General features: G+C 43.9%; 21 protein-coding genes. 10 read left to right on the top strand and 11 right to left on the bottom strand.

Going from position 1 to position 19886, the window contains the following annotated elements; genetic code table 11:
* Nucleotides 1-29: 29 nt before the first annotated feature.
* Nucleotides 30-686 carry a hypothetical protein gene (locus tag EML15_RS01310; RefSeq protein ID WP_144273047.1) on the top strand — a complete coding sequence of 219 codons (657 nt, stop codon included), beginning with the start codon at nt 30-32 and terminating at the stop codon, nt 684-686.
* 134 nt (nt 687-820) lie between these two features.
* On the opposite strand, the gene EML15_RS01305 is transcribed toward EML15_RS01310, so the two are convergent.
* Nucleotides 821-2143 (bottom strand): DUF349 domain-containing protein, encoded by a 1323-nt coding sequence (locus EML15_RS01305; protein WP_144273046.1) that lies wholly within the window; start codon nt 2141-2143, stop codon nt 821-823.
* 184 nt (nt 2144-2327) lie between these two features.
* Here EML15_RS01305 and EML15_RS01300 point away from each other — a divergent pair, with 184 nt between their 5' ends.
* From EML15_RS01300 to dapF, 3 genes are read left to right on the top strand one after another with little or no spacing between them, the layout of a single operon-like run.
* Nucleotides 2328-2987: a hypothetical protein gene (locus EML15_RS01300; protein ID WP_144273045.1), complete on the top strand. Its 660-nt coding sequence runs from the start codon at nt 2328-2330 to the stop codon at nt 2985-2987.
* A 26-nt stretch (nt 2988-3013) separates the two neighbouring features.
* The gene (gene miaA, locus EML15_RS01295) at nt 3014-3934 is read left to right on the top strand and encodes a tRNA (adenosine(37)-N6)-dimethylallyltransferase MiaA (protein ID WP_144273044.1); all 921 of its coding nucleotides are present in this window, start codon (nt 3014-3016) and stop codon (nt 3932-3934) included.
* Nucleotides 3931-4791: a diaminopimelate epimerase gene (gene dapF, locus EML15_RS01290; RefSeq protein WP_144273043.1), complete on the top strand. Its 861-nt coding sequence runs from the start codon at nt 3931-3933 to the stop codon at nt 4789-4791. Before miaA ends, dapF begins: the two co-directional genes overlap by 4 nt.
* Before the next feature lie 8 nt (nt 4792-4799).
* On the opposite strand, the gene EML15_RS01285 is transcribed toward dapF, so the two are convergent.
* The 4 genes from EML15_RS01285 to EML15_RS01270 form a co-directional block, all read right to left on the bottom strand.
* On the bottom strand, nt 4800-5459 hold the full coding sequence (locus EML15_RS01285) for an LppP/LprE family lipoprotein (RefSeq protein ID WP_144273042.1): 660 nt from the start codon (nt 5457-5459) through the stop codon (nt 4800-4802).
* Between the two features lie 139 nt (nt 5460-5598).
* Nucleotides 5599-6339, bottom strand: a complete 741-nt coding sequence (locus tag EML15_RS01280) for a hypothetical protein (RefSeq protein ID WP_144273041.1) — start codon at nt 6337-6339, stop codon at nt 5599-5601.
* Between the two features lie 33 nt (nt 6340-6372).
* The gene (locus tag EML15_RS01275; RefSeq protein ID WP_144273040.1) at nt 6373-7629 is read right to left on the bottom strand and encodes a hypothetical protein; all 1257 of its coding nucleotides are present in this window, start codon (nt 7627-7629) and stop codon (nt 6373-6375) included.
* Between the two features lie 97 nt (nt 7630-7726).
* On the bottom strand, nt 7727-8017 hold the full coding sequence (locus EML15_RS01270; protein ID WP_144273039.1) for a hypothetical protein: 291 nt from the start codon (nt 8015-8017) through the stop codon (nt 7727-7729).
* A gap of 242 nt (nt 8018-8259) precedes the next feature.
* Between EML15_RS01270 and EML15_RS01265 the strand changes: the two genes are divergently transcribed.
* Together EML15_RS01265 and EML15_RS01260 are read left to right on the top strand one after the other, a co-directional pair.
* Nucleotides 8260-9852 carry a serine/threonine-protein kinase gene (locus tag EML15_RS01265; protein WP_144273038.1) on the top strand — a complete coding sequence of 531 codons (1593 nt, stop codon included), beginning with the start codon at nt 8260-8262 and terminating at the stop codon, nt 9850-9852.
* Nucleotides 9843-10568: a hypothetical protein gene (locus EML15_RS01260; protein ID WP_144273037.1), complete on the top strand. Its 726-nt coding sequence runs from the start codon at nt 9843-9845 to the stop codon at nt 10566-10568. Before EML15_RS01265 ends, EML15_RS01260 begins: the two co-directional genes overlap by 10 nt.
* Nucleotides 10569-10591: 23 nt before the next feature.
* Here the strand turns inward: EML15_RS01260 and EML15_RS01255 are convergent, their stop codons facing one another.
* The 3 genes from EML15_RS01255 to EML15_RS01245 form a co-directional block, all read right to left on the bottom strand.
* Complete coding sequence (locus EML15_RS01255; RefSeq protein WP_144273036.1) at nt 10592-11248, bottom strand: hypothetical protein; 657 nt, start codon at nt 11246-11248, stop codon at nt 10592-10594.
* 100 nt (nt 11249-11348) lie between these two features.
* Nucleotides 11349-11873 (bottom strand): hypothetical protein, encoded by a 525-nt coding sequence (locus EML15_RS01250; protein WP_144273035.1) that lies wholly within the window; start codon nt 11871-11873, stop codon nt 11349-11351.
* Between the two features lie 82 nt (nt 11874-11955).
* The gene (locus EML15_RS01245; RefSeq protein ID WP_144273034.1) at nt 11956-12711 is read right to left on the bottom strand and encodes a hypothetical protein; all 756 of its coding nucleotides are present in this window, start codon (nt 12709-12711) and stop codon (nt 11956-11958) included.
* Nucleotides 12712-12877: 166 nt separating this feature from the next.
* Between EML15_RS01245 and hflX the strand changes: the two genes are divergently transcribed.
* Nucleotides 12878-14479, top strand: coding sequence for a GTPase HflX (gene hflX / locus EML15_RS01240; protein WP_144273033.1), 1602 nt, complete (start codon nt 12878-12880; stop codon nt 14477-14479).
* 55 nt (nt 14480-14534) lie between these two features.
* Here the strand turns inward: hflX and EML15_RS01235 are convergent, their stop codons facing one another.
* Complete coding sequence (locus EML15_RS01235; protein WP_144273032.1) at nt 14535-14801, bottom strand: HPr family phosphocarrier protein; 267 nt, start codon at nt 14799-14801, stop codon at nt 14535-14537.
* A 313-nt stretch (nt 14802-15114) separates the two neighbouring features.
* On the opposite strand from EML15_RS01235, the gene ptsP reads away from it, so the two are divergent.
* Complete coding sequence (gene ptsP, locus EML15_RS01230) at nt 15115-16800, top strand: phosphoenolpyruvate--protein phosphotransferase (protein WP_144273031.1); 1686 nt, start codon at nt 15115-15117, stop codon at nt 16798-16800.
* Nucleotides 16801-16872: 72 nt separating this feature from the next.
* Here ptsP and EML15_RS01225 read toward each other — a convergent pair whose 3' ends face one another.
* On the bottom strand, nt 16873-17658 hold the full coding sequence (locus EML15_RS01225) for a DeoR/GlpR family DNA-binding transcription regulator (RefSeq protein ID WP_144273030.1): 786 nt from the start codon (nt 17656-17658) through the stop codon (nt 16873-16875).
* A 318-nt stretch (nt 17659-17976) separates the two neighbouring features.
* Entirely contained in the window at nt 17977-18681 is a 705-nt protein-coding gene (gene lexA, locus EML15_RS01220) for a transcriptional repressor LexA (protein ID WP_144273029.1), read from the bottom strand.
* A gap of 303 nt (nt 18682-18984) precedes the next feature.
* Here lexA and EML15_RS01215 point away from each other — a divergent pair, with 303 nt between their 5' ends.
* Nucleotides 18985-19389, top strand: coding sequence for a hypothetical protein (locus EML15_RS01215; RefSeq protein ID WP_144273028.1), 405 nt, complete (start codon nt 18985-18987; stop codon nt 19387-19389).
* A 27-nt stretch (nt 19390-19416) separates the two neighbouring features.
* Nucleotides 19417-19884 (top strand): transcriptional regulator NrdR, encoded by a 468-nt coding sequence (gene nrdR, locus EML15_RS01210; protein ID WP_144273027.1) that lies wholly within the window; start codon nt 19417-19419, stop codon nt 19882-19884.
* The last annotated feature ends 2 nt before the right edge of the window (nt 19885-19886 follow it).

The raw sequence follows: 19886 nt of genomic DNA, 5'->3' as shown, positions 1-19886 counted from the left end.
TATATGCAGATGTGAATAGGAAACTTAATATGCCTCATACTTCTCATGCTGATGTGCAAAAAACACTAGCTGAAAAAGAAAAAGAAGCCGCTAGTCACATAGAACTTGGTCGAATACGCATAGTGCTGATGCTGTGCTGCTGTGTTTTTCTTATTGGGTTATTGCTACCGCATAGTGGAAAAGCGCATGGCTATGATGTGTTGTTCCATTCTCAAAATGCACTATCGGTGCAAGTGAAAATTACTGAGTACCTTTTTGTTTGGCTCGGTAGCGTCGCTGTAGTAATTATCAATAGTGCTCTTGTTCTGACTCAGCGTACTATCTTTGCAAATATCAGTTTTCTGCTTTCTGGTATCGCATTGATCATTTCACTTTTTGCTTTGTGGCTTAGATTGCAAAATGCCGAGAACCTTGGATTATCAGGTATAGGTATGGGGTTTTATTTGGAAGTAAGTGCAGTTGTTGTTTCGGTATACGCATTGTGTCGTGTAATTTTTGCAAAAAGTGAGAAACAACGCGCATTGGCAATTCAGCGTGCTCAGCATGAGGAGCTTGATGAAGTAGCTTATGCACAGCGTTCAGCATTGGTCAGCCGTCAGCACAATACACCAGAAACTAATCCATTATTTGTTGATGATCGTAGGCAGCAAGCAATGCAGCGTTTTCGGACGAATAGTGATGGATAACGATGAACAAGCGAGGATCAGTCAAGGATAAATAAAAATACTCCTACAGTATTTGATAGCTGTAGGAGTTTTGCTTTACCACATCAGCGGGAAAACAAAGATATTGCAGTGAGAGCAGTGTAGCCTAGTTGGCATTAAAGCTCATTTACTGCTTTATTAGCTGCATCTGCCCATTCTTGCCACTGAGCAGCTTGTGCTCGTAGCTCAGCAGCTTTTTTGTCATTACCCTTTTCTTCTGCTGTTTGGGCTTGTTTAGTCAATTGCTCAACCTTGGCAGTGAACTGTGCGACACGCGCTTGAGTCTCAGGATCGGTTCGGCGCCACTGAGCTTTTTCTGCTTCACTCACTCGTGCTTCGAGAGCAGAGATTTTTTCCTCAAATTCGCGAACACGATTACGTGGTACAAAACCAATGCTATCCCACTGTTCCTGGAGCTTTTGCAAATGAGTGCGTGCTGCATTGATATCGGTCTGTGGATCTATGAGTGCGTCATACTCTTGCAACAGTTTTTCTTTGGCTGAGGCATTCTCAGCAAATTCACGGTCGCGCTCATCATTCTTAGCATTACGTGCTGCAAAGAAATGATCCTGAGCACTCTTAAATGCTGCCCATAGTTTGTCATCAACATCACGAGGGGCACGTCCAGCTTTTTTCCACTCTGCCATGAGCTGACGGAATTTATCTGCAGTTTCGTTCCAGTCGGTAGAGTTTTCTAGTTGCTGTGCCTTTTCTACAATTTCCTCTTTTGCCTTGCGTGCAGCAGCACGTCCACGATCAAGTTCTGCGAAATGTGCGCCACGACGTCGGTTAAAAGCATCACGTGCTCGTGAGTAGCGTCGCCATAGCTCGTCGTTCGTTTTTCGGTCAATTCCGCGGATCGTTTTCCATTCTTCGAGAATGTCTCGGATACGATCGCCAGCATTTTTCCAGTCTGTAGAATTCTGAGCAAGTTCTTCTGCCTCGGCAATCAGCGCTTCTTTTTGCGCGATCGCTTCCTGACGGCGACGCTGTTGTTGCTGCTTTGCTTGTTCTCCGACGCTATCTGCGGAATCAATAATAGTTTTTACTCGGCTTTTTACATTATTAAGATCGCCGATAACTGCAGCAGAATCTAGTTTTTCATAGATTTCTTGTGCTTTTTCTTTAATATGTGCTGATTCCTGTGGGTGATTGTTAAGCCGAGATTCGAGGAGCTCAACTTCTGTGTTGAGATCATCAAAGCGTGCTGCGTAGTGGGCAAGTCCTTCCTCTGGAGTTCCTGCTTGCCAGGAGCCAATGAGCCGCTCCTCATTGTCGAGTATCAGGAATACTTGTCCTTGTTCATCGACGCGACCCCATTTTTGCGGATCATCTGTGGAAGCATGAACAGCAGGACGACTACTATTTGGACGTGCGAGCGCAGAAGGTTTTATATGTGCACCTGGCTTTGGTCCTGGTTTCGGGATGGAAGGAGTCATGGTTAGTATTCCTTTTCTCTAGATGTGTCACGCGACGCGACTGCCATAAGTTATTGCAACAGAGGAATGAAGACCTCTATCAAAAAGATACCGTGAAAATGGTAATTGTGTTAGCTAAAGGGGGATAAAGCAGTAGGGAAACAGCCCCATAGGTGTAGAATGTGGAAAGAAAATAGAATCAGAAGTGGGATCTGTGCATTACTTACTTATCATTCCTTCAAGTCCAGCGCTTATTCGTGAATTAGCGCCTGCACATCAGCCTTCGCGGCAACTACAGGAAAAAATAACCGAAACTATTCATGAATTATGCTCTGCTTATGTAGAACATATTGAGTTAGTGTTTCCTAAAAACAACCGTGACTATACAAAGCTAACAGGTAGTTTCCAAGCCTGGGGAGCGTCGAGTGTCAATGTAGCGGCAGGAAATTATCTACCAGAATTAGTTGCTCGTTATCTCATTGGTGTTACGTATCAGCATCGCATTTGCACAGTTACGGAACATTTGTCATATGAATCATATGGCAAAGCACAGAATGTATTGACCATTGTGCTTGCCGACGGCAGTGCCGGTCTTAATGCTCAGGCTCCTTTATCAGAAGTTGCCGGTAGTTGGCAGGCGCATCAACTGTGCCAAGAGATTTGTTCGGGAAAGTTACCGCCGTATGCAACTAATATGGAAAATCTTAGTGCATGGTTGAGCACGCGAGGGGTGGTAGAGCCACAACCTTGGGTAGAACTGGCTACTTTTCTGCAATCAGGTAAGGTGACCCAAGCATCTGTATTCGCTGTCGACGATTCCCTCGGCGTAGGGCGTTATTGTGCATTATGGCAGTGTAGAGCATAGGAATAGCTAAGGATGGTACAACTCATATGATGACGATTCGACCACTTGCTATCGTTGGCGCAACGGCTTCAGGAAAATCAGCTTTAGCGATTGCACTAGCTCAACAATTAGATGGAGAAATAGTCAATGTTGATTCCATGCAGCTGTATCGAGGGATGGACATTGGTACTGCAAAGGTACCCGTCGAACAGCGTTGTGGTATTCCACATCATCAGTTAGATGTGTGGGAGGTGACCCAAACTGCGTCGGTTGCACAATATCAGCAAGCGGCGATAGCAGATGTGCAGGCTATTATGGCTCGTGGGAAGATACCAATTATGGTTGGTGGTTCCATGCTCTATGTTCAATCGCTTATTGACGATTGGCAGTTTCCACCCACTGATGCTGTGGTGAGAAAGAAGTGGGAGCAAGAACTAGAACAGTTGGGTATTGATGCATTGCATTCTTATTTAGCTCAGGTAGATCCGGCTGCTGCTCGTATTATTGAAGATAAAGATCCACGCCGTACTGTGCGCGCCTTAGAGGTAATTGAGCTTACCGGTAAACCCTTTCAAGCAAGTCAGCCACCCAAATCTGCGCCACCACGATGGAACACACAGTTGATTGGGTTACGCACTACATCCCAATGGCTTAATCCTCGTATTGAACAGCGTACTGAGATGATGTTCGAGAATGGTTTTATTGAAGAAGTTGCTCATTTATGTGAGCATAATGGATTAGTTGCGGATTCAACTGCAGGTAGAGCAATTGGATATGCGCAGGTTTTGGCTGGGTTTGCAGGACATATGTCTTGGGACGAAGTAAAAGAAAGAACAATTACTGGTACACGGCGTTATGTACGTCGACAACGAAGTTGGTTTAATCGGGACAAACGTATCCATTGGATAGATGCGTCTATCGGCTTGGAACAGCAAATAAAAGCGGTAAAAGGAATTACACAGTTATGAAACATCAATTCGCTAAAGGGCACGGTACAGAAAACGATTTCGTTATCGTGCCAGATCATCATGCACAATTGCAGCTTGAGGCACAAACAATCACTGCCATATGCGATCGACGTGCAGGCATTGGCGGGGATGGACTACTAAGAGTATCTACTGCTGGAGCTCTTCTAGCAGCAGGTGTGATTGATCATATTCCTCAAGGCGCACAAGAAGATGATTGGTTCATGGATTACTACAATGCTGACGGTTCTACAGCAGAAATGTGTGGTAACGGTGTAAGAGTTTTTGCCCATTGGATACGTGCTCAGGGATTAGTGCAGGAAAATTCTTTTCGCGTAATCACAAGGGCAGGTGTGCGCAGTGTTACTGTTCATCACTATGATGATAAGAGCGCTGATATTAGCGTAGATATGGGGCAGCCTAGACTTCTTGGAAAAACTTCGTGTACCGTCGACGGGCAGATTTTCCACGGTGTAGGAATTGACGTTGGTAATCCACATTTAGCTGCAGTAGTGCCAGAGTTTGATGAGCAAAAACTCAGAGATTTTCGACTCACCATGCCTGAGTACGATCAAGACTTTTTCCCCCAGGGAGTCAATGTAGAGTTGTTGACACCAATGTATAGCAATCAAGCGCATATGCGTGTATATGAACGTGGTGTAGGTGAAACTCGAAGCTGTGGCACTGGTACAGTTGCAGCAGCGTGTGCTGCACTTGAATATGAAGGAAAGACCACAGGCGTAGTAGAAATTATTATTCCAGGTGGTGTTGTCACAGTAACAATCACACCGGAATCTGCTATTTTGCGTGGTCCTTCGCAGTTAGTTGCTGTAGGGGAACTACAGATTCCTGTCCAGTAGATGAGGCGTTAGTTACTCGGTGGTACATCGCCTTCCATAACAATTTTTTCTTGTGTATTACTCCAGGTAAAGGAGGCGTAGCTCTTACCAGAGTCCCAAGAATAGGTTACAGAGATTGAGCGATCGCTTGTGCGCTGGACTTGTGGGTAATAAGGATAAGGCTCGAATGTAGCAGTACCGAGATATTTTCCATTTTTATATAGCGTGATGTGATACGGTGCTTGATTTTCTGGTACATTGCGTACTCCCACTACTATCCACGATAATGTTGCGCACGGATCATAAGTAGAAGTATCTGCTCCCTGAACGTCCCAAGACCATCCGTCTTGTGATCCTGGCAGTGTCTCAGCAACAGCTCGGGCTAGTATAGTGCTGCCAGTAGCAGTATCAGGGCAAGAAGAACCAGATGATGTGGTACGTTGTGGGGAAGGGGATGCTATTGCTTGACTATCATCACCATTTTCAGGTGTTACTGGTTCATTATTTTCTTCTTCGTCGTCGAGCTGAGTTTCGCTATCGTGCTGTTCAGTATCGCTTTGTTCGATGACTGTAAAAGCAGGTGCTGGGGTAGTGGTAGTGGGTCGAGAGAGAATATCTGTAGAACACGCGCTTAAAGCTAGTGCACATAGTGTGAGTATGCTTGCGGTTTTTAGAGTGTGAGAGCGCATTCTTATCCTTAATCTTTTCCATCACTTGTAGAGATAATCATTAATATACCGATGTGAGCAATGAAATAAAGTAGCAAAAGCATGAATAATGCTCTTGCTACTTATCATGTTTTCTATATCGCTAGATATAACTCAAGCGTTAGGCTTGTGGAGAATGAGGTGGAATATATCCTTGATTATTTCCATTAGGCTGCTGTGGATAACTTTGCTGTGGTTGTTGCATCCAAGGTTGTCCATCAGGGGTGAACGCTGCAGAAGCCTGTGCTGCCTTTTTGCTTTGGTTAAGGAAATATACGGCAGCGGCGATGATAAGCACCAGTACAAGCCAGGTCAGTATGAGTCCAATTCCTGGAACGAAGCTAACTTGTTCTTTGACGACTTCTGGATCTTCATCGGATAGTTTCGCTATTGCTCCTGGTATGGAGAAAGAAACTAGATATGTGAGAATACTGAGGACGAAGTAGGTAATGATGCTGATACCACCTAGGCGAAGCGCACGATTGAGATGTGCTTTAGAAAAGGCAAGTCCAGCTGATACCAACATTAAGATCAGCAGCACTGCAGTGTAGCTAGCAATCATTTTTAAGGAGAAGCTATATACTGTGCTTTTTTCTTCATAGGCAACGAACTTGCCGTTTCCATGGAGTCGAATACCTTTATTGTCTATTTCGGTACTCTTTGCGTTAACCCAAGAAAGAGTACGCAGTCCCCACAAAATGAGGGTAAGCACAATCATACTGATGCTAAAAATTTGGGCATTAGAGAAAGAAGATACTTTATTTCTTATCTCAGTTGCGGAGGGAACAGAGTATGGTTGCGCTGGTGTAGGTTGCTGTTGTTGGTAGCCATATGGTTGTGATGGCTGTTGAGGTGTAGTCATTATTGTTCTCTACCTTCTTTGTATCTGTTGTAACTACTGTTGCTGCGGGTTGTTGCTATTTGGGGTACCTGTCCATGGTTGAGCTGGTTGCGGTGATTGCGCAGGTGCTGGCAGCATGGATGGTTCTTCCTTGGTGGAACGTAGGAACAAGATAACGCTTAGCCCAGTGAGTGCAAGCACTACTAATACAGCTAGCCAATAGAAGAGAGTTGGTTTTACGTCGCCCATAGAATGGAAAAGATCGAGGAAACCAGATGCTGCTTCTTCGGATTCGAGCAAATCGGACATCTCGGTAAATAGGCTAGATAGGGAAGTTGCACCCAAAGTGACCCAGTATAGGGAAATGATTGATCCTAGTAGAGCTAAGAAACCACCTAGGCGTTGGGTTTTTGCTTTATTAAAAGATAGTGCAGCAAAAATGAGCAAAGCAACGGCTACAAGTGGTACTAGAACAACTGTAGGGGTTAGTTGCCACATTGAATCAGAGGCGCTGATTTCCATGTATTTAGCCAGTTTACTTGGCATACTGTATCCGATAACGCCAAAGCCACTGACACCAATTTTTACTTCCCCTGCGAAGCTATCGGAATCACTATAGGTAGACACTCGCCAATTAAAGAAGTTCAATACGAGGAATAGTAGAGAGCCGATGAGTAATGGCAAGAACCCTAGTGCTTGTAGCGTAGCATTTTTGACAGATGTGCTTGCTTTATTAAAAGAGTCTTTTGCTGTTGCTCCAAGCTGTGCTGCTTGCTGTGCAGCTTGATCGAAAGCATTAGGTCCTTGAGGGTTCTGAGCACCTGGAGCACCTTGGAAAGCATTGTGGTGTGCCTGCTGGAAATTTTGTTGAGGTGCTGCTTGAGAGCCATATGGAATGTGGGTTTGAGGCTGGGCACTCTGTTGTGGTGCTCCATAAGCTGGAGCAGCAGGTTCTTGTGCGGCAGCTGGTTGTTCCTGTGGCGCGCGAGAGTGGTATTGGGTTTGTCCGTAATAAGGTTGTACGGTTTCTTCCTGCTGCTGAGGAGAATTATTACCTGGCATTTGTGCTAATTCTTGTAAATCCTGTATAGAAATTGCGCGTATTGCAGGATCTTGTGCGAGCACTCGGTCGTATTGAACTTTCTTTGTGCTGTCAAGGAGGATCGCTTCTGCAAGCGTGACAAGTTCTTTCTTTTCTATATCCCAATCAGGAACATGGGTTTTTGCTTGCTCAACAGCACTGGAGATGTGCTCCTGAGTAGCAGATTTATCAAGATTTAGCTCTGCATATAGATCTATATGTTTTGGCATTTTTCTCCTTAAAGTACATCAGTTGATTCTTGGAAAAATCAAACTTAGCCATTAGAAATGGTAACGAAGATACTGAAACAAAACAACTATTCATGTTTCATTTGTGCTGGTTAGTGTGGTTATTATTATCCTTATCCAATACAGCTATACGACGTAGCTCTGGTACATCAACATAATCCCTCGTATCGTGCAGTCTGGAATCGTAGATTTTTCGTCGATAAGCAGAAGATAAGATGTTAATAGAGGTGGTAAGCATATCTACTTCCGGATCATTAATATCTTGCCCTTCGTCGTACGCAGACTGCAAGCGTTGGCTAAGAAGATCATTAATTGCTGTGCAAGACAGTGAAGGATCTATTTTTAATTTTTTGTATAGGTCATAGTGCATGTTGTTCCTCAAATACTAGAGAGGTATGGTGCTGGGCAAAATGTGGAATCATAACTTTTGCGCCTGCAACTGAGGATAAATGTTAAAAAAATATCTTAAAAGCCGATAGGAAGAATATGAGTAAAAATACTCGTAAGGTTGCTCGGTATGAATGGGAATAGTAGGTTTTAGTTAATTACAAGAAACTACGTATTTAGTTTTAATAGATATATAGACGGTATAGAGACATTGAGCAGGAGAAAATGAGCGAAAATACCCACAATAATTCTTTCGACGAAGCCCATTCTGCTCCTGTATCAGCAGATATAAGTTCTGAACCCACTCTTGATCCTGACGCATCGCTCGGGGCGAGTAAAAATGAGTTGTGGGGTGGAGTGACACGCCATGACTATATTGTGGACTACATTCAGGAGCATGAAAAACTAAATGGGCTTGAGTGTATTGGTCGCGGTGGTATGGGAACAGTCTATAAAGCGTGGGATCCCAACCTCAGCCGTACTGTGGCAATTAAAGTCTTAGGCGATAGCATTGGCCGTACCCGAGCTGATGATAATCGTTTCCGTAGTGAAATGCAGATTTTATCGGGTCTGAAACACCAGCATATTGTGAGTATTTATGATTCAGGTGTTACTGATCGCGGTGATGCATATTTTGTCATGGAATATATTGATGGTGTTCCACTAGAAAAATATATTAATGATCGAAAAAACAAGCATATACCGTTTACTGTAGAAGAAGTATGTCAGCTTCTCGCTCCCATTGCAGAGGCGCTTGATTATCTGCATAGTCGCCAACCAGAGGTTATTCACCGTGATATTAAGCCTGCAAATATCATGGTTCCTAAAGATTACTCCGGGGCAGTGTTGGTTGATTTTGGGATTAGTAAAACAACTGAGAGCACAAAAATTACTTCTTTTGATTCAGTGATTGGTACTCGGTGTTATATCGCGCCAGAATTATATGACACCGCTAGCTATCAGGAGGAAACAAAAAATACTGATAATTATTCTTTTGCGCTCATTGCTTTTGAGATGCTAACTTTGCACTCTTTGGAGTCGTTAGTCAATAGGCACGCATGGACAACTCCGCATGGAAGACGACTACCGGCGAATCTTTTGGGATTGTTGTCTCCTGCTAATGTGTCACGGCATAGTGATATTGGGTATGTACTCCAGAAGGCATTACATAATGATCCGCAAGAAAGATTTACAACAGCTACTGATTTTATCCAAGCGCTTTCTGGGAGATTCATTTCCCAGAACCGCAGTGATGATACTCGTTTCTATGAGGCGGCGAGTGAAAATACAGCAGATAGTGGTGCATACAGGGTAGAGAAGAAAAAGAATAAACCTCTTCTCTTTTCCCTTGTCGGATTACTTGTAGTTGCTCTTGTTGCTGCTGGATTATTCTGCTATACGACGTTTTTCCAAGACAAATGGGAGGCAGAAGCAGCTAACATTGCACAGGCTTTTCCTGGGCTTGTATCTCAAGCACCTGGTAAACCAGGGTGGGAGAACGCGAAGTGTGAATTAGAACAGCCACAGGATAAGGAGAAAGCTCGCATAGCGTGCCATAATGATGAGGGATTGTCATATGTGATTGCTGATTTTTCTGATTCTGCGATACGTAATGACATAATCGGTGTGGATGATATACAAGATGAAGACAAGGAAACGCTTTCTAATGGGCTATGCACAATAACGTCGGTAGAGCGTGTTGAAGGTGATAATCATTATTTCACTTTATTGCCGGAAAAAGACAAGTCTCGTTTTGCAGTGCTCGTTTATGGAACCGATTCCAGTCAAAAAAGGATGAACATACCACTATGCAGCTAAATATTTCTTCTGAGCAATCGCGTGCACAATCATTGCCGCCGCGATTGTATTTTGATGATTTATTGGGCAAAAAAGAGTTTTTTACTCCACCACAAGACACAGTAGTTACTGTTGGGCGGGGTGGAACATTCCGCATCGGTGAGGATGATCAATTTCTTCACCGTGAACTCATGCGCTTCTGGTATGAAGATAACACTTGGTATATGAAAAATGTGGGGACAAAAATCCCTGTTATGGTACGACCTCGCACAAAAAGGGTTTATGCTGGTCTGACAATGGGAAGTGGCGCCATTTATCCTGTCCCGCTCGGTGGTTCTGCAGTTACTTTTTCTACTAGAGAAAGGAACTATGAATTTCATTTCAACTTAGTTTTGGATAAACCTCAATTTGCGCAACCGCAATCAACGGAAATAACTGGTGCCGAAACTATGGACGGCAATATAAAGATGCGTGATGAGCAGATAGAACTGCTCATTGCATTGAGATCCCGCTTCTATGATTCTGGTGCTGACTGGTCTGATGCTCCTTCTGTTGAGGAACTTGAAGATAAGCTCGGATGGTCAAGGAAAAAAATCGAAACAAAAATTAATCATCTGTATAAAACCCTTGAAGACAGAGGGGTTTTGCGTCCGACAAAGCATTCATCTATGTCAAAAAGACTTATTTTGGCGCGCTATGCCTGGGAGCATAGCGACTATTTGCCAGAGAATGGCTGATGCTCGTGCTTGCAGAGCTATTTTTAGAAGAATTTTTCCTCTAGCTCGATGTGAGCATGGCTATAGGCCAACGCTTCTTCTTTGGTCGCAAAAGGATAGCGTATTTCTTTTATGAGTTGGTCATATTCATGGAGATGATCAAGCCAGGTGCATTGGTTGGCTGCCTGTTCTAATTCAGCCAATGTTACTCGATTGGTAGCTAGTGCATGGCTCAGTGTAACAAATGCAGAATGAGCGTCATGAATACGGAAAATATCGAGGATCGTTCTTGCAATGTTAGTGACTTTAACCCCTTCCAGGACTTCTATTTCATCTGGGGTAACGCGGACGTTGTACAAATGCAGTGGGGCAGTGGTTCTCTTTCTAAAAAGAGTTGTCCGTCTATGTATTTCTACTCGAAAAGGACGGGAGTTATGAAACCATAGGTTATGCAGGATTGCTGCTGAATTTCCGACCATTGCATACTGCGCATAGTCTGCAGCAACTGCTTTGATCCACACGGTGTATTGCTCTAATTCATTGAGAGAATGATAATGGTGCGCTGGGATGAAGCTGCCTCGCCCTAGACGCAGTAATTGTCCACTGCGTATTCCAGTATTAAGGATTTCTAATCCATTTATAATTCCTTTCTGTTTGCGAACAAAAATGATGGAGTTTTCATCTTTAATGAGTGATTGCATAGTTGATATCCCCCTTGGATTAATTTTGTCTATAAAAACATAAAATGCTTAATCGTGAAAGTCAAGCTCCTATCACGATGGGGGTAGTGGAAAGAAAATATCATTCTTCGTTTAGCGTTAGAGCAGCTTGTCTAGCCATAATCCATGCTTGCTGCAGTTCTTGCGCTCGACGATCGGTGATATAGAGCAAAGATTTTAGTTGAGCTGCGTCAAGATCTTCTTCTAGTTTTACGTGTACGCGTGAGATAAAGTTTTCGCTTGCGGAATATAGATCATGAAAAGCGGAAATCGCTGAGACACGTGAATTCTTATTGATCAGCTCTGGTCGGTATAAAGTGCGATCTGCAATGGAATCTGCGTCATTTCCGAAAGAAAATTTCTGGTATTGATTCAGTACTTCTTGGATATCTTCGACGGATAACAAGATGGAAGCTCGCAGAGTGGTAACTTCTTGATAATTGGGTCGATAATACCAGCTAATAAACGCCCCAATTCCGATTATTATTGCAATGATTAGTCCGGCGGTTTTTAGTAGGTACACCAAAAGAACACAACACAGGATGATGAAGATCAAAAGCCTCCATTGGTTGTGATGCTTAGGTGGTATAGAAGAAAACTCCGGCATAGTATTTCAAGTTTATCGTAATTTGCAGCAAGTAGCTTTGACTGGTGGGGTAACGGTGGGAGAATGCTGGTGCACTATTGCTTTATCGCAATGAGTTATCAGTGCCGCCACAACCACAGCCACCAGCTTGGCAAGCGCCGCCACAGCCTTGAGGTGCAATAAGAGAACCAACCAGAGTAGCACTACCACGGATAATAGCACCTTTCTTTGGTAATTCCTGATCTCCAGCAAAGCAGAGATCAAAGGCAAAAGAACCGTCGACAGTGGCGCGGATAAAACGCTGACCAGTTAAACTATTGGTTCGATATTCTGCTTCAAGAACCTTCGCGCTAAAAGTAGCTTCGGCATTAGGGGTGGCGGAACCATCACCAATGGCTGCGGTACCAAGGGAATGAAACTCATGCGTTAACGCATCTGGGTAGGAAGCCAAGAACTCAGTTTCGGAAGAAAAAATTTCTATTTCATGTGCAAGAGCAGTCAGTCCAATTTGCTGCCAACGCTGTTCGGGCTCATCTACGAGTAATGGTCCCTGAGAAAGGTTGCAAGTTAGTTGTGTGATTGGTTTTTCGTCGTAGCCAATAATCTCGCACAGAGCAAGAACAACATTGAGCATGGTGACATGAGCAAAAGAGACAGTAAGCGCCTCAAATCCAGCGAAAGCCGCAAAGGGTTCTACTGCAAGAATGTTGATCTGAGCACCAGAAGCATCGGTATATTGTACAAGCTGGCCACCGCGTACTTCACCAGTAACACTGAGTTGATTTGTGGCTATTGCTGCTTCAACGGCGTGCTGCCAATTGTCGAATACCATTCCGAAACTTGCCAAGTCATTGCTCATGGAAGAAAAGTGTACGCCGATTGAACAGAAGAAGAAAACTCACCGAGTGCTACAAGTTTCCTCATGGAAAAGCACTAATAAAACTGGGAATATGCTCAGGAGTAACTAGGATATATTTGTAGCTAAAGAATAAAAGTAATGAAAGAAATAATTTAAGTATTTTTAGATGAAAAAAAATAATTATAACGTGCAGAAAAAAACATTAAATCCTCAAGAAACAGAGCAATTATTAGAAGAGGTTTTTTCCGATCATCACAATACAGCTGAGCAATCGTATAGATTGCTTGAAGCAGAGAATGCGCCAGAACAATCTTTAGAATTTGTTGAGTCGCAGTCTTTAGTTGACTCTTATGAAAATATGAGTCATCGTCCCATACCGACTACTGGTGAATTAGATCTTGAAGCACGTTCTAGTTTGCGTCGTCTGAGTAGGGGCGGGCAAATTCATGCTACCGACCAAGATGATGGATATGACGTTGAATACCGTAAATTGCGTCTGGAAAGGGTTATTCTTGTCGGTGTATGGACCGATGGGACTACTGCAGAAATTGAAGCCACAATGCAGGAACTGGCAGCTCTTGCTGAAACGGCAGGTTCAGAAGTGGTAGAAATGCTCTATCAAAAACGAGACAAGCCAGATCCAGGCACATATATTGGGTCAGGTAAGGTGGCAGAACTCAAAGATATTGTTGCTGATACTGGGGTGGATACAGTTATTTGTGATGGTGAGCTTTCACCTGGTCAAATGATTGCGCTGGAAAAAGCACTCGACGTCAAGGTAATCGATAGGACAATGCTTATCCTGGATATTTTTGCTCAGCATGCAAAGTCTAAAGAGGGTAAAGCTCAAGTTTCACTTGCTCAGATGGAATATCTGATTACTCGTGTTCGCGGTTGGGGTGGTGCACTGTCCCGTCAGGCAGGTGGTCGTGCAGGCTCGAATGGCGGGGTTGGTTTGCGTGGTCCTGGCGAGACAAAAATTGAGGCAGATCGTCGTCGATTGCGTTCTGATATGGCAAAATTGCGTAAAGAGATCGCTGGCATGAAAACTGCTCGTGAGATTAAACGCACTCGTCGTCGCCAATCGACAGTGCCACAGATTGCTATTGCCGGCTATACCAATGCAGGTAAATCATCACTGATCAACGCCATGACTGGTGCCGGAGTGCTTGTCGAGAATGCACTTTTTGCGACTTTGGATCCCACTACACGTCGTGCTGAGCTTGCCGACGGCAGAACCGTGGTTTTTACCGACACAGTAGGTTTTGTGCGGCATTTGCCCACTCAGCTTGTTGAGGCGTTTCGTTCGACTTTGGAAGAAGTTATTGAAGCTGATTTAGTCTTGCACGTGGTTGATGGCTCTGATCCTTTTCCTCTCAAACAAATTGAAGCAGTCAATAGCGTTATCGGAGATATAGTCCGAGAACTCGATGTGCAAGCACCTGCAGAAATTGTTGTCGTCAATAAAATTGATGCTGCAGATCCGCTTGTCCTTGCTCAATTACGGCATATGCTTGACGACGTTATTTTCGTCTCGGCACATACAGGTGAGGGCATAGCTGAACTAGAGGCTAGAGTAGAGCTATTCCTTAATACACAAGACCAACATGTAGAAATGCTGATTCCTTTTACCCGAGGTGAAGTCATTTCACGGTTACATGAGTATGGCACGGTGCTATCAAAGCAATACACTGCTCAAGGAACAGAAGTTGATGTGCGTATTCCTCGTGAACTTGCGCAAGAGCTACAAGAGTTTATTAAAGAGTAAAACTTAAGGGACAAAATCCTAAGGATTTTGTCCCTTTTCCCGATGCTAGTGGTTTTTACTCTGCATCAAGATCCTTTTCAATTAGTGCGGCAATAGCTTCAACTGCCTCAGCATTCTCAGAAGTAACAGTGACTTTGTCGCCAGCTTCTGCACCAAGAGCCATAATCATGAGGGAAGAAGCAGCATCGGTTTCGTCATCTTCTCCACCTTCAAGAGTGAGGAAAATTTCTTCATCATATTCGCCAGCCGCTTCTGCAATGATGGACGCAGGGCGAGCGTGTAGTCCAACAGATGAACCAACGACGACAGTTTTGGAAGCCATAGTTAAAGAACCTTTCGTTATACGTTTGCGATGAAGTTTGAGCTAAGACATTGTTAGAGAGCTTAATGAAAAACTAAAATCTATGAAGTCTTGCGAACAAACTCAATTCTCATGTACAAGTGTATGCAAATAAGACGTTTTTTGCCATGAATGCTTGGAATGTTTAAGAAAAGCGATACAGATTTTTGTCTGTGCCCATTTATTTTTGATTACCGAAATTTTTGTTTGGTTTTGTTGCATTGATGGGTATTTTGTGATGATGTAGAGATAACTGAAATTTTACCGTGGAGATAGGTGAACCACTTTGGATTCTATGACAAGTACCACTGTTATTAAAGGTACAGCAGTCGTACCTGGTGTGCGATATGCTAAGTCAGTATGGATTAGTCCGCGCCCAGAGCTGCCACAAGCAGGTGAAGTAGTAGCAGAAGATAAGCGAGAGACAGAGCAAGAGCGCTTCACACAGGCTGCTGATATTGTGGCGCAGCGTCTGACGGATCGCTCGCAAAAAGCTCAAGGTGACGCAGCAGAGGTACTCAAAGCAACTGCCGGTATGGTCAATGATCGTGGTTGGCGCAAAACAGTTGCTAAAGGTATCAAAGGGGGACACCCAGCAGAATATGCGGTAGTTGCTGCTACAACAAAGTTCATCAGTATGTTCGAGGCTGCTGGTGGAGTCATGGTGGAGCGCACTACAGATTTACGTGATATACGTGATCGAGTAATTGCACAATTACGTGGTGAGGCAGAACCAGGTCTGCCGAGTGTGAATGAAGAAGTTATTCTTTTTGCTGATGATCTCTCACCTGCTGATACTGCGGCACTGGACACCAAGTATTTTGTTGGATTGGTTACCGAATTGGGTGGCCCTACCAGTCATACGGCAATCATTGCTCGACAGCTTAATGTTCCATGCATTGTTGCTACAGGCGAAAAAATACGTAATGTTAAAACTGATGTAGCAGTTTTAGTTGATGGTGCCTTAGGTACTGTTACTTTGGATGCTGATCCTGATGTTGCGCGGCAGGCACAACAAGAATCAAAGTTACTTGCAGAGCGTATTGCTCAATGGCGAGGACCGGCGCAGACTAAAGATGGTCATCGGGTGCAGTTGCTTGCCAATGTGCAGGATGGCAATGCAGCACGTATTGCTGCGACACAGTCACAGGCAGAAGGTGTTGGGCTATTCCGCACAGAAATGTGTTTCTTGAGTGCTACACAAGAGCCTAGCGTCGATGAGCAGGCAGAAGTTTATAAGAAAGTTTTAGAGCAGTTTCCTGATTCTAAGGTGGTTATTCGCTCGCTTGATGCTGGCTCTGATAAGCCGGTAGCTTTTGCATCTATGGCTGATGAGAGCAATCCTGCACTTGGTGTTCGTGGTCTTCGAGTTGCTCGGGCAAATGAACCATTGCTTACACGTCAGCTTGACGCTATTGCTCAGGCTGCGCGGGAACTTGGTCGTGATGAAAAATCACCAACATGGGTCATGGCTCCTATGGTGGCTACAGCACGTGAAGCGAAATGGTTTGCAGGTCTATGCGCTGAGCGAAATTTGATTGCTGGTGCGATGATTGAGGTACCGGCGGCATCATTGATGGCGGATAAGCTTATGCCTCATCTTGACTTTGTCTCTATTGGTACAAATGATTTGACTCAATACACTATGGCTGCTGATCGTATGTCACCGCAGTTGGCTTATCTTACTGATCCGTGGCAACCTGCTGTTCTTCGCTTGATCGAGCATACGTGTAAAGAAGGAAAACGATTAAATACAGCAGTAGGCGTTTGCGGCGAGGCTGCTGCAGACCCACTGCTAGCCTGTGTGCTGACTGGATTGGGAGTATCGTCTTTGTCTGCAGCTTCAACAGCCATTGCTGGTGTGGGCGCACAGCTTGCTGCAGTTGATTTGCCTACTTGTCAGCAGGCGGCTGCAGTTGCTTTGGACGCAGAGGGAGCTACAGAGGCTCGGGCAGCTGTGCGCGATATCATTCAACCATAACTGAGTTGTATGCGAAGCAATTTTTAATGTTGAAGGCACGATCACATTGTGATTGTGCCTTTTCTGATTCTTTTAAGAAGACTGGGTAATGATGACTTCTACACCTTTTTCTCTTAAAGAGGAGATGAAGGAAGCAGGAGCATTTTCATCGGTGATGATGACATCAATATCTGTGATAGCACCAAAACTGACTAAGTAGTCAGTGCCCATTTTAGTGGAATCGCATAGTACAACCACTTTGGATGCGTTGGTGATGAGCGCAGATTTGATGGCGGCTTCTTGCGAATCTGCGGTAGATAAACCGTGGTCAATAGTAAGAGCGTTGGTGCCGATAAAAGCAACATCGGCACGCATGAGCGCTAGGGTGCGTAGTGCTGTATCGCCTACGACGGCCTGAGTAATTGCGCGCACTGTTCCGCCTAGGAGTTGTACGTCATGCACACCTGAATCAGCAAGTATAAGTGCAATCGATAAACTATTAGTAACGATAGAGCAACGTGGTATCCCTTGAGTTGCGCACATCAGTTCTGCTAAAGCAGCAAGTGTTGTTCCCGCATCCAAAAAAATTCCTGCATTTTTATGTGGAATAAACTCTAGTGCTGCTTGTGCAATGGCATTTTTAGCTCCTGATGCTGATCTAGCACGAGTGTCAAGACTCAGCTCAGTAGTTTGGAAAGCTTGACTGGCTACTGCACCACCGTGAACTCGATGAATGATCCCTTCTTGATCTAAGAGCGCAAGATCACGTCGGATAGTTTCAGCCGTAACATTAAATCGTGCAGCAAGTTCGGTAACATTAACGCGTCCCTCAAGCGCAGTCAATGATGCAATTTGTCTTCTTCGTTCCTCGGAATACATTTTTATTACTTCCTCTATGGATGTTGTAAGGAACAATATCAAAGCAATAGGGGAGAGCCTGTTTTGCTTTGACATTTTATTCTTGTTTGCTTCCGTTATTGTTTCATGATTCTGGAAAAACCGAGCGATAAAATGCACATAACTAAAAAACGATAGTAATAACTATGTTGTTTTTATCCGAGCATTGTGAAAGTGCAGGAAAAATCAGGGGAATGTACCCGTATTATTAATAAGTAGTACATAGAGATCAGCACATTTTCTCCCCAGAATGAGGGGAAGGTTTATTGCTTTAAGTGTCTGCACATTGACTGACTTTTCTTATAAACGACGCATGACTGATACAACTTTACCCATAATTTCAGCATGCTCACCTGGAATTGGATCAAAAGCGTCATTATGGGGCAAGAGCCATATGCCTGAGGAATCTTTGTGAAATTCCTTTACAGTTGCCTCTCCGTCAATCAAAGCAGCTGCAAATTCACCTTGCTCAACGACAGGCTGTGATCTAATGACAACCCAGTCTCCATCGAGAATTCCTGCATCCTTCATTGACTCACCAACTACTTGAAGCATGTATAGGTCACCGTCACCAACAATATCTGCAGGTAAAGGATAATATGTGTCTATATTTTCTTCGGCCAAAATGGGTGATCCTGCTGCTATGGATCCAACAACAGGAATCATGCTGGTAGGTGAAGATACCTGGGCTAAATCAGGCGAGATGGTTTGGCTAGCTCTATGCTGTGCAGGTTTCTTTTCTTCTGGGGTAAGAGTACGCACATCTACAGCGCGTGGTTTATTGGGATCGCGTCTGAGAAACCCTTTTTTTTCTAGTACCTTTAGTTGATAAGCAACAGAAGAGGTTGATTGTAAACCAGTAGCGTCACCAATTTCTCTAATGCTTGGTGGGTAGCCGCGAAGGACAATGGCGTCTCTAATAACTTCAAGGACGCGACGTTGTCTATCGGAAAGTTGAGATATATCTGGTGCAGCTTGTGGTGAATTTTGTTTTTCCTTCTTCATTTCTAACACCTCTGGATCAGTTTTGTTCGAGAAAATACAAATTGATTGTATGTTCGATAAAAAAATTTTCTATGCCCAATAGTAGCGCATTCTTTGCAAAAAGGACACAAGCGTTCGATAAAAAATTTTATTTTTTGCAAAAATCTTGACAAAGTGTTCGATGTTGTTCGATAATTTGTTCGAGCGATGTTATCGAAAATATGATCGGTAAATTGCATATCTATGTCGAAGCAAAAGTGCATTATCTATCTACAGCATTAACGCTTGATGGATAGTGCGTAAGAACTAACAGAAAGAAGAAAAATGTCCCTTATCTATTCAACTTCAAGTCGAACATCCAAGAAAAAATCAGCAATCGTACCAGCTGCTGCCACCTGGAATGGTGGTAATCCATTTGGTCCTAAGGCAGGAAAATCTAGTGTCAGAACTCTATCACCAAATTGTCTAGTGCCTAGGGGAATGACTCAGATTTCGGATAAACAAGAAAGAACCATACCTCCTTCTGCGGATTCTTCATATCCGCGTATAGCAGCTACTGTTGCCTCCGAAGGCAATAAATACGATAAACGGCTTAATATCTTTCTTGGTAGCTTATTTGGTGTCACTCTTACATTGGGAATGTTTCTTTCTCAGACCCTAAATAATGATTCTGTCTCACCTTCGTCTCCTCAGGAAAAATATTCGATCTATGGCGTGCAGCAGAAATGAGTTATCTAGCAAGGTAGAATAAACATTGTGCATTGTCCTTTTTGTCAAAATACGCATTCCAGAGTTATTGATTCACGTGTGATTGAGTCCGGTGCAGCAATACGTCGGCGGCGTGAATGTGAAGAATGCGGTGGTAGATTTACTACTGTAGAAAAAGCTCAGTTACTTGTTATGAAGCGTAATGGGATTAGTGAGCCTTTTTCTCGTGAAAAAGTAATCAAAGGGGTACGTAGAGCATGTCAAGGAAGAGATGTGCCAGAAGATGCCTTGAAGCGCCTCGCCCAAGAAGTAGAGGAAACTGTGCGTAATCGGGCTAATAAAGCTAGTTCCCAGATTCATGCTAATGACATCGGATTAGCTATCTTGGATCCACTGCGTGAATTAGATGAAGTAGCATATCTCCGCTTTGCCTCTGTGTATAAGTCATTTGTGAGCGCTGATGATTTTGAGTCAGAAATACGACTTATGCGTCGTCGCGATCGAAAAATAGAATGACT

Origin of the sequence: Corynebacterium sp. sy017 (genome assembly GCF_017918135.1) — a bacterium.
GTDB lineage: Bacteria > Actinomycetota > Actinomycetes > Mycobacteriales > Mycobacteriaceae > Corynebacterium.
This window is presented reverse-complemented; position numbering and strand designations above follow the sequence as displayed.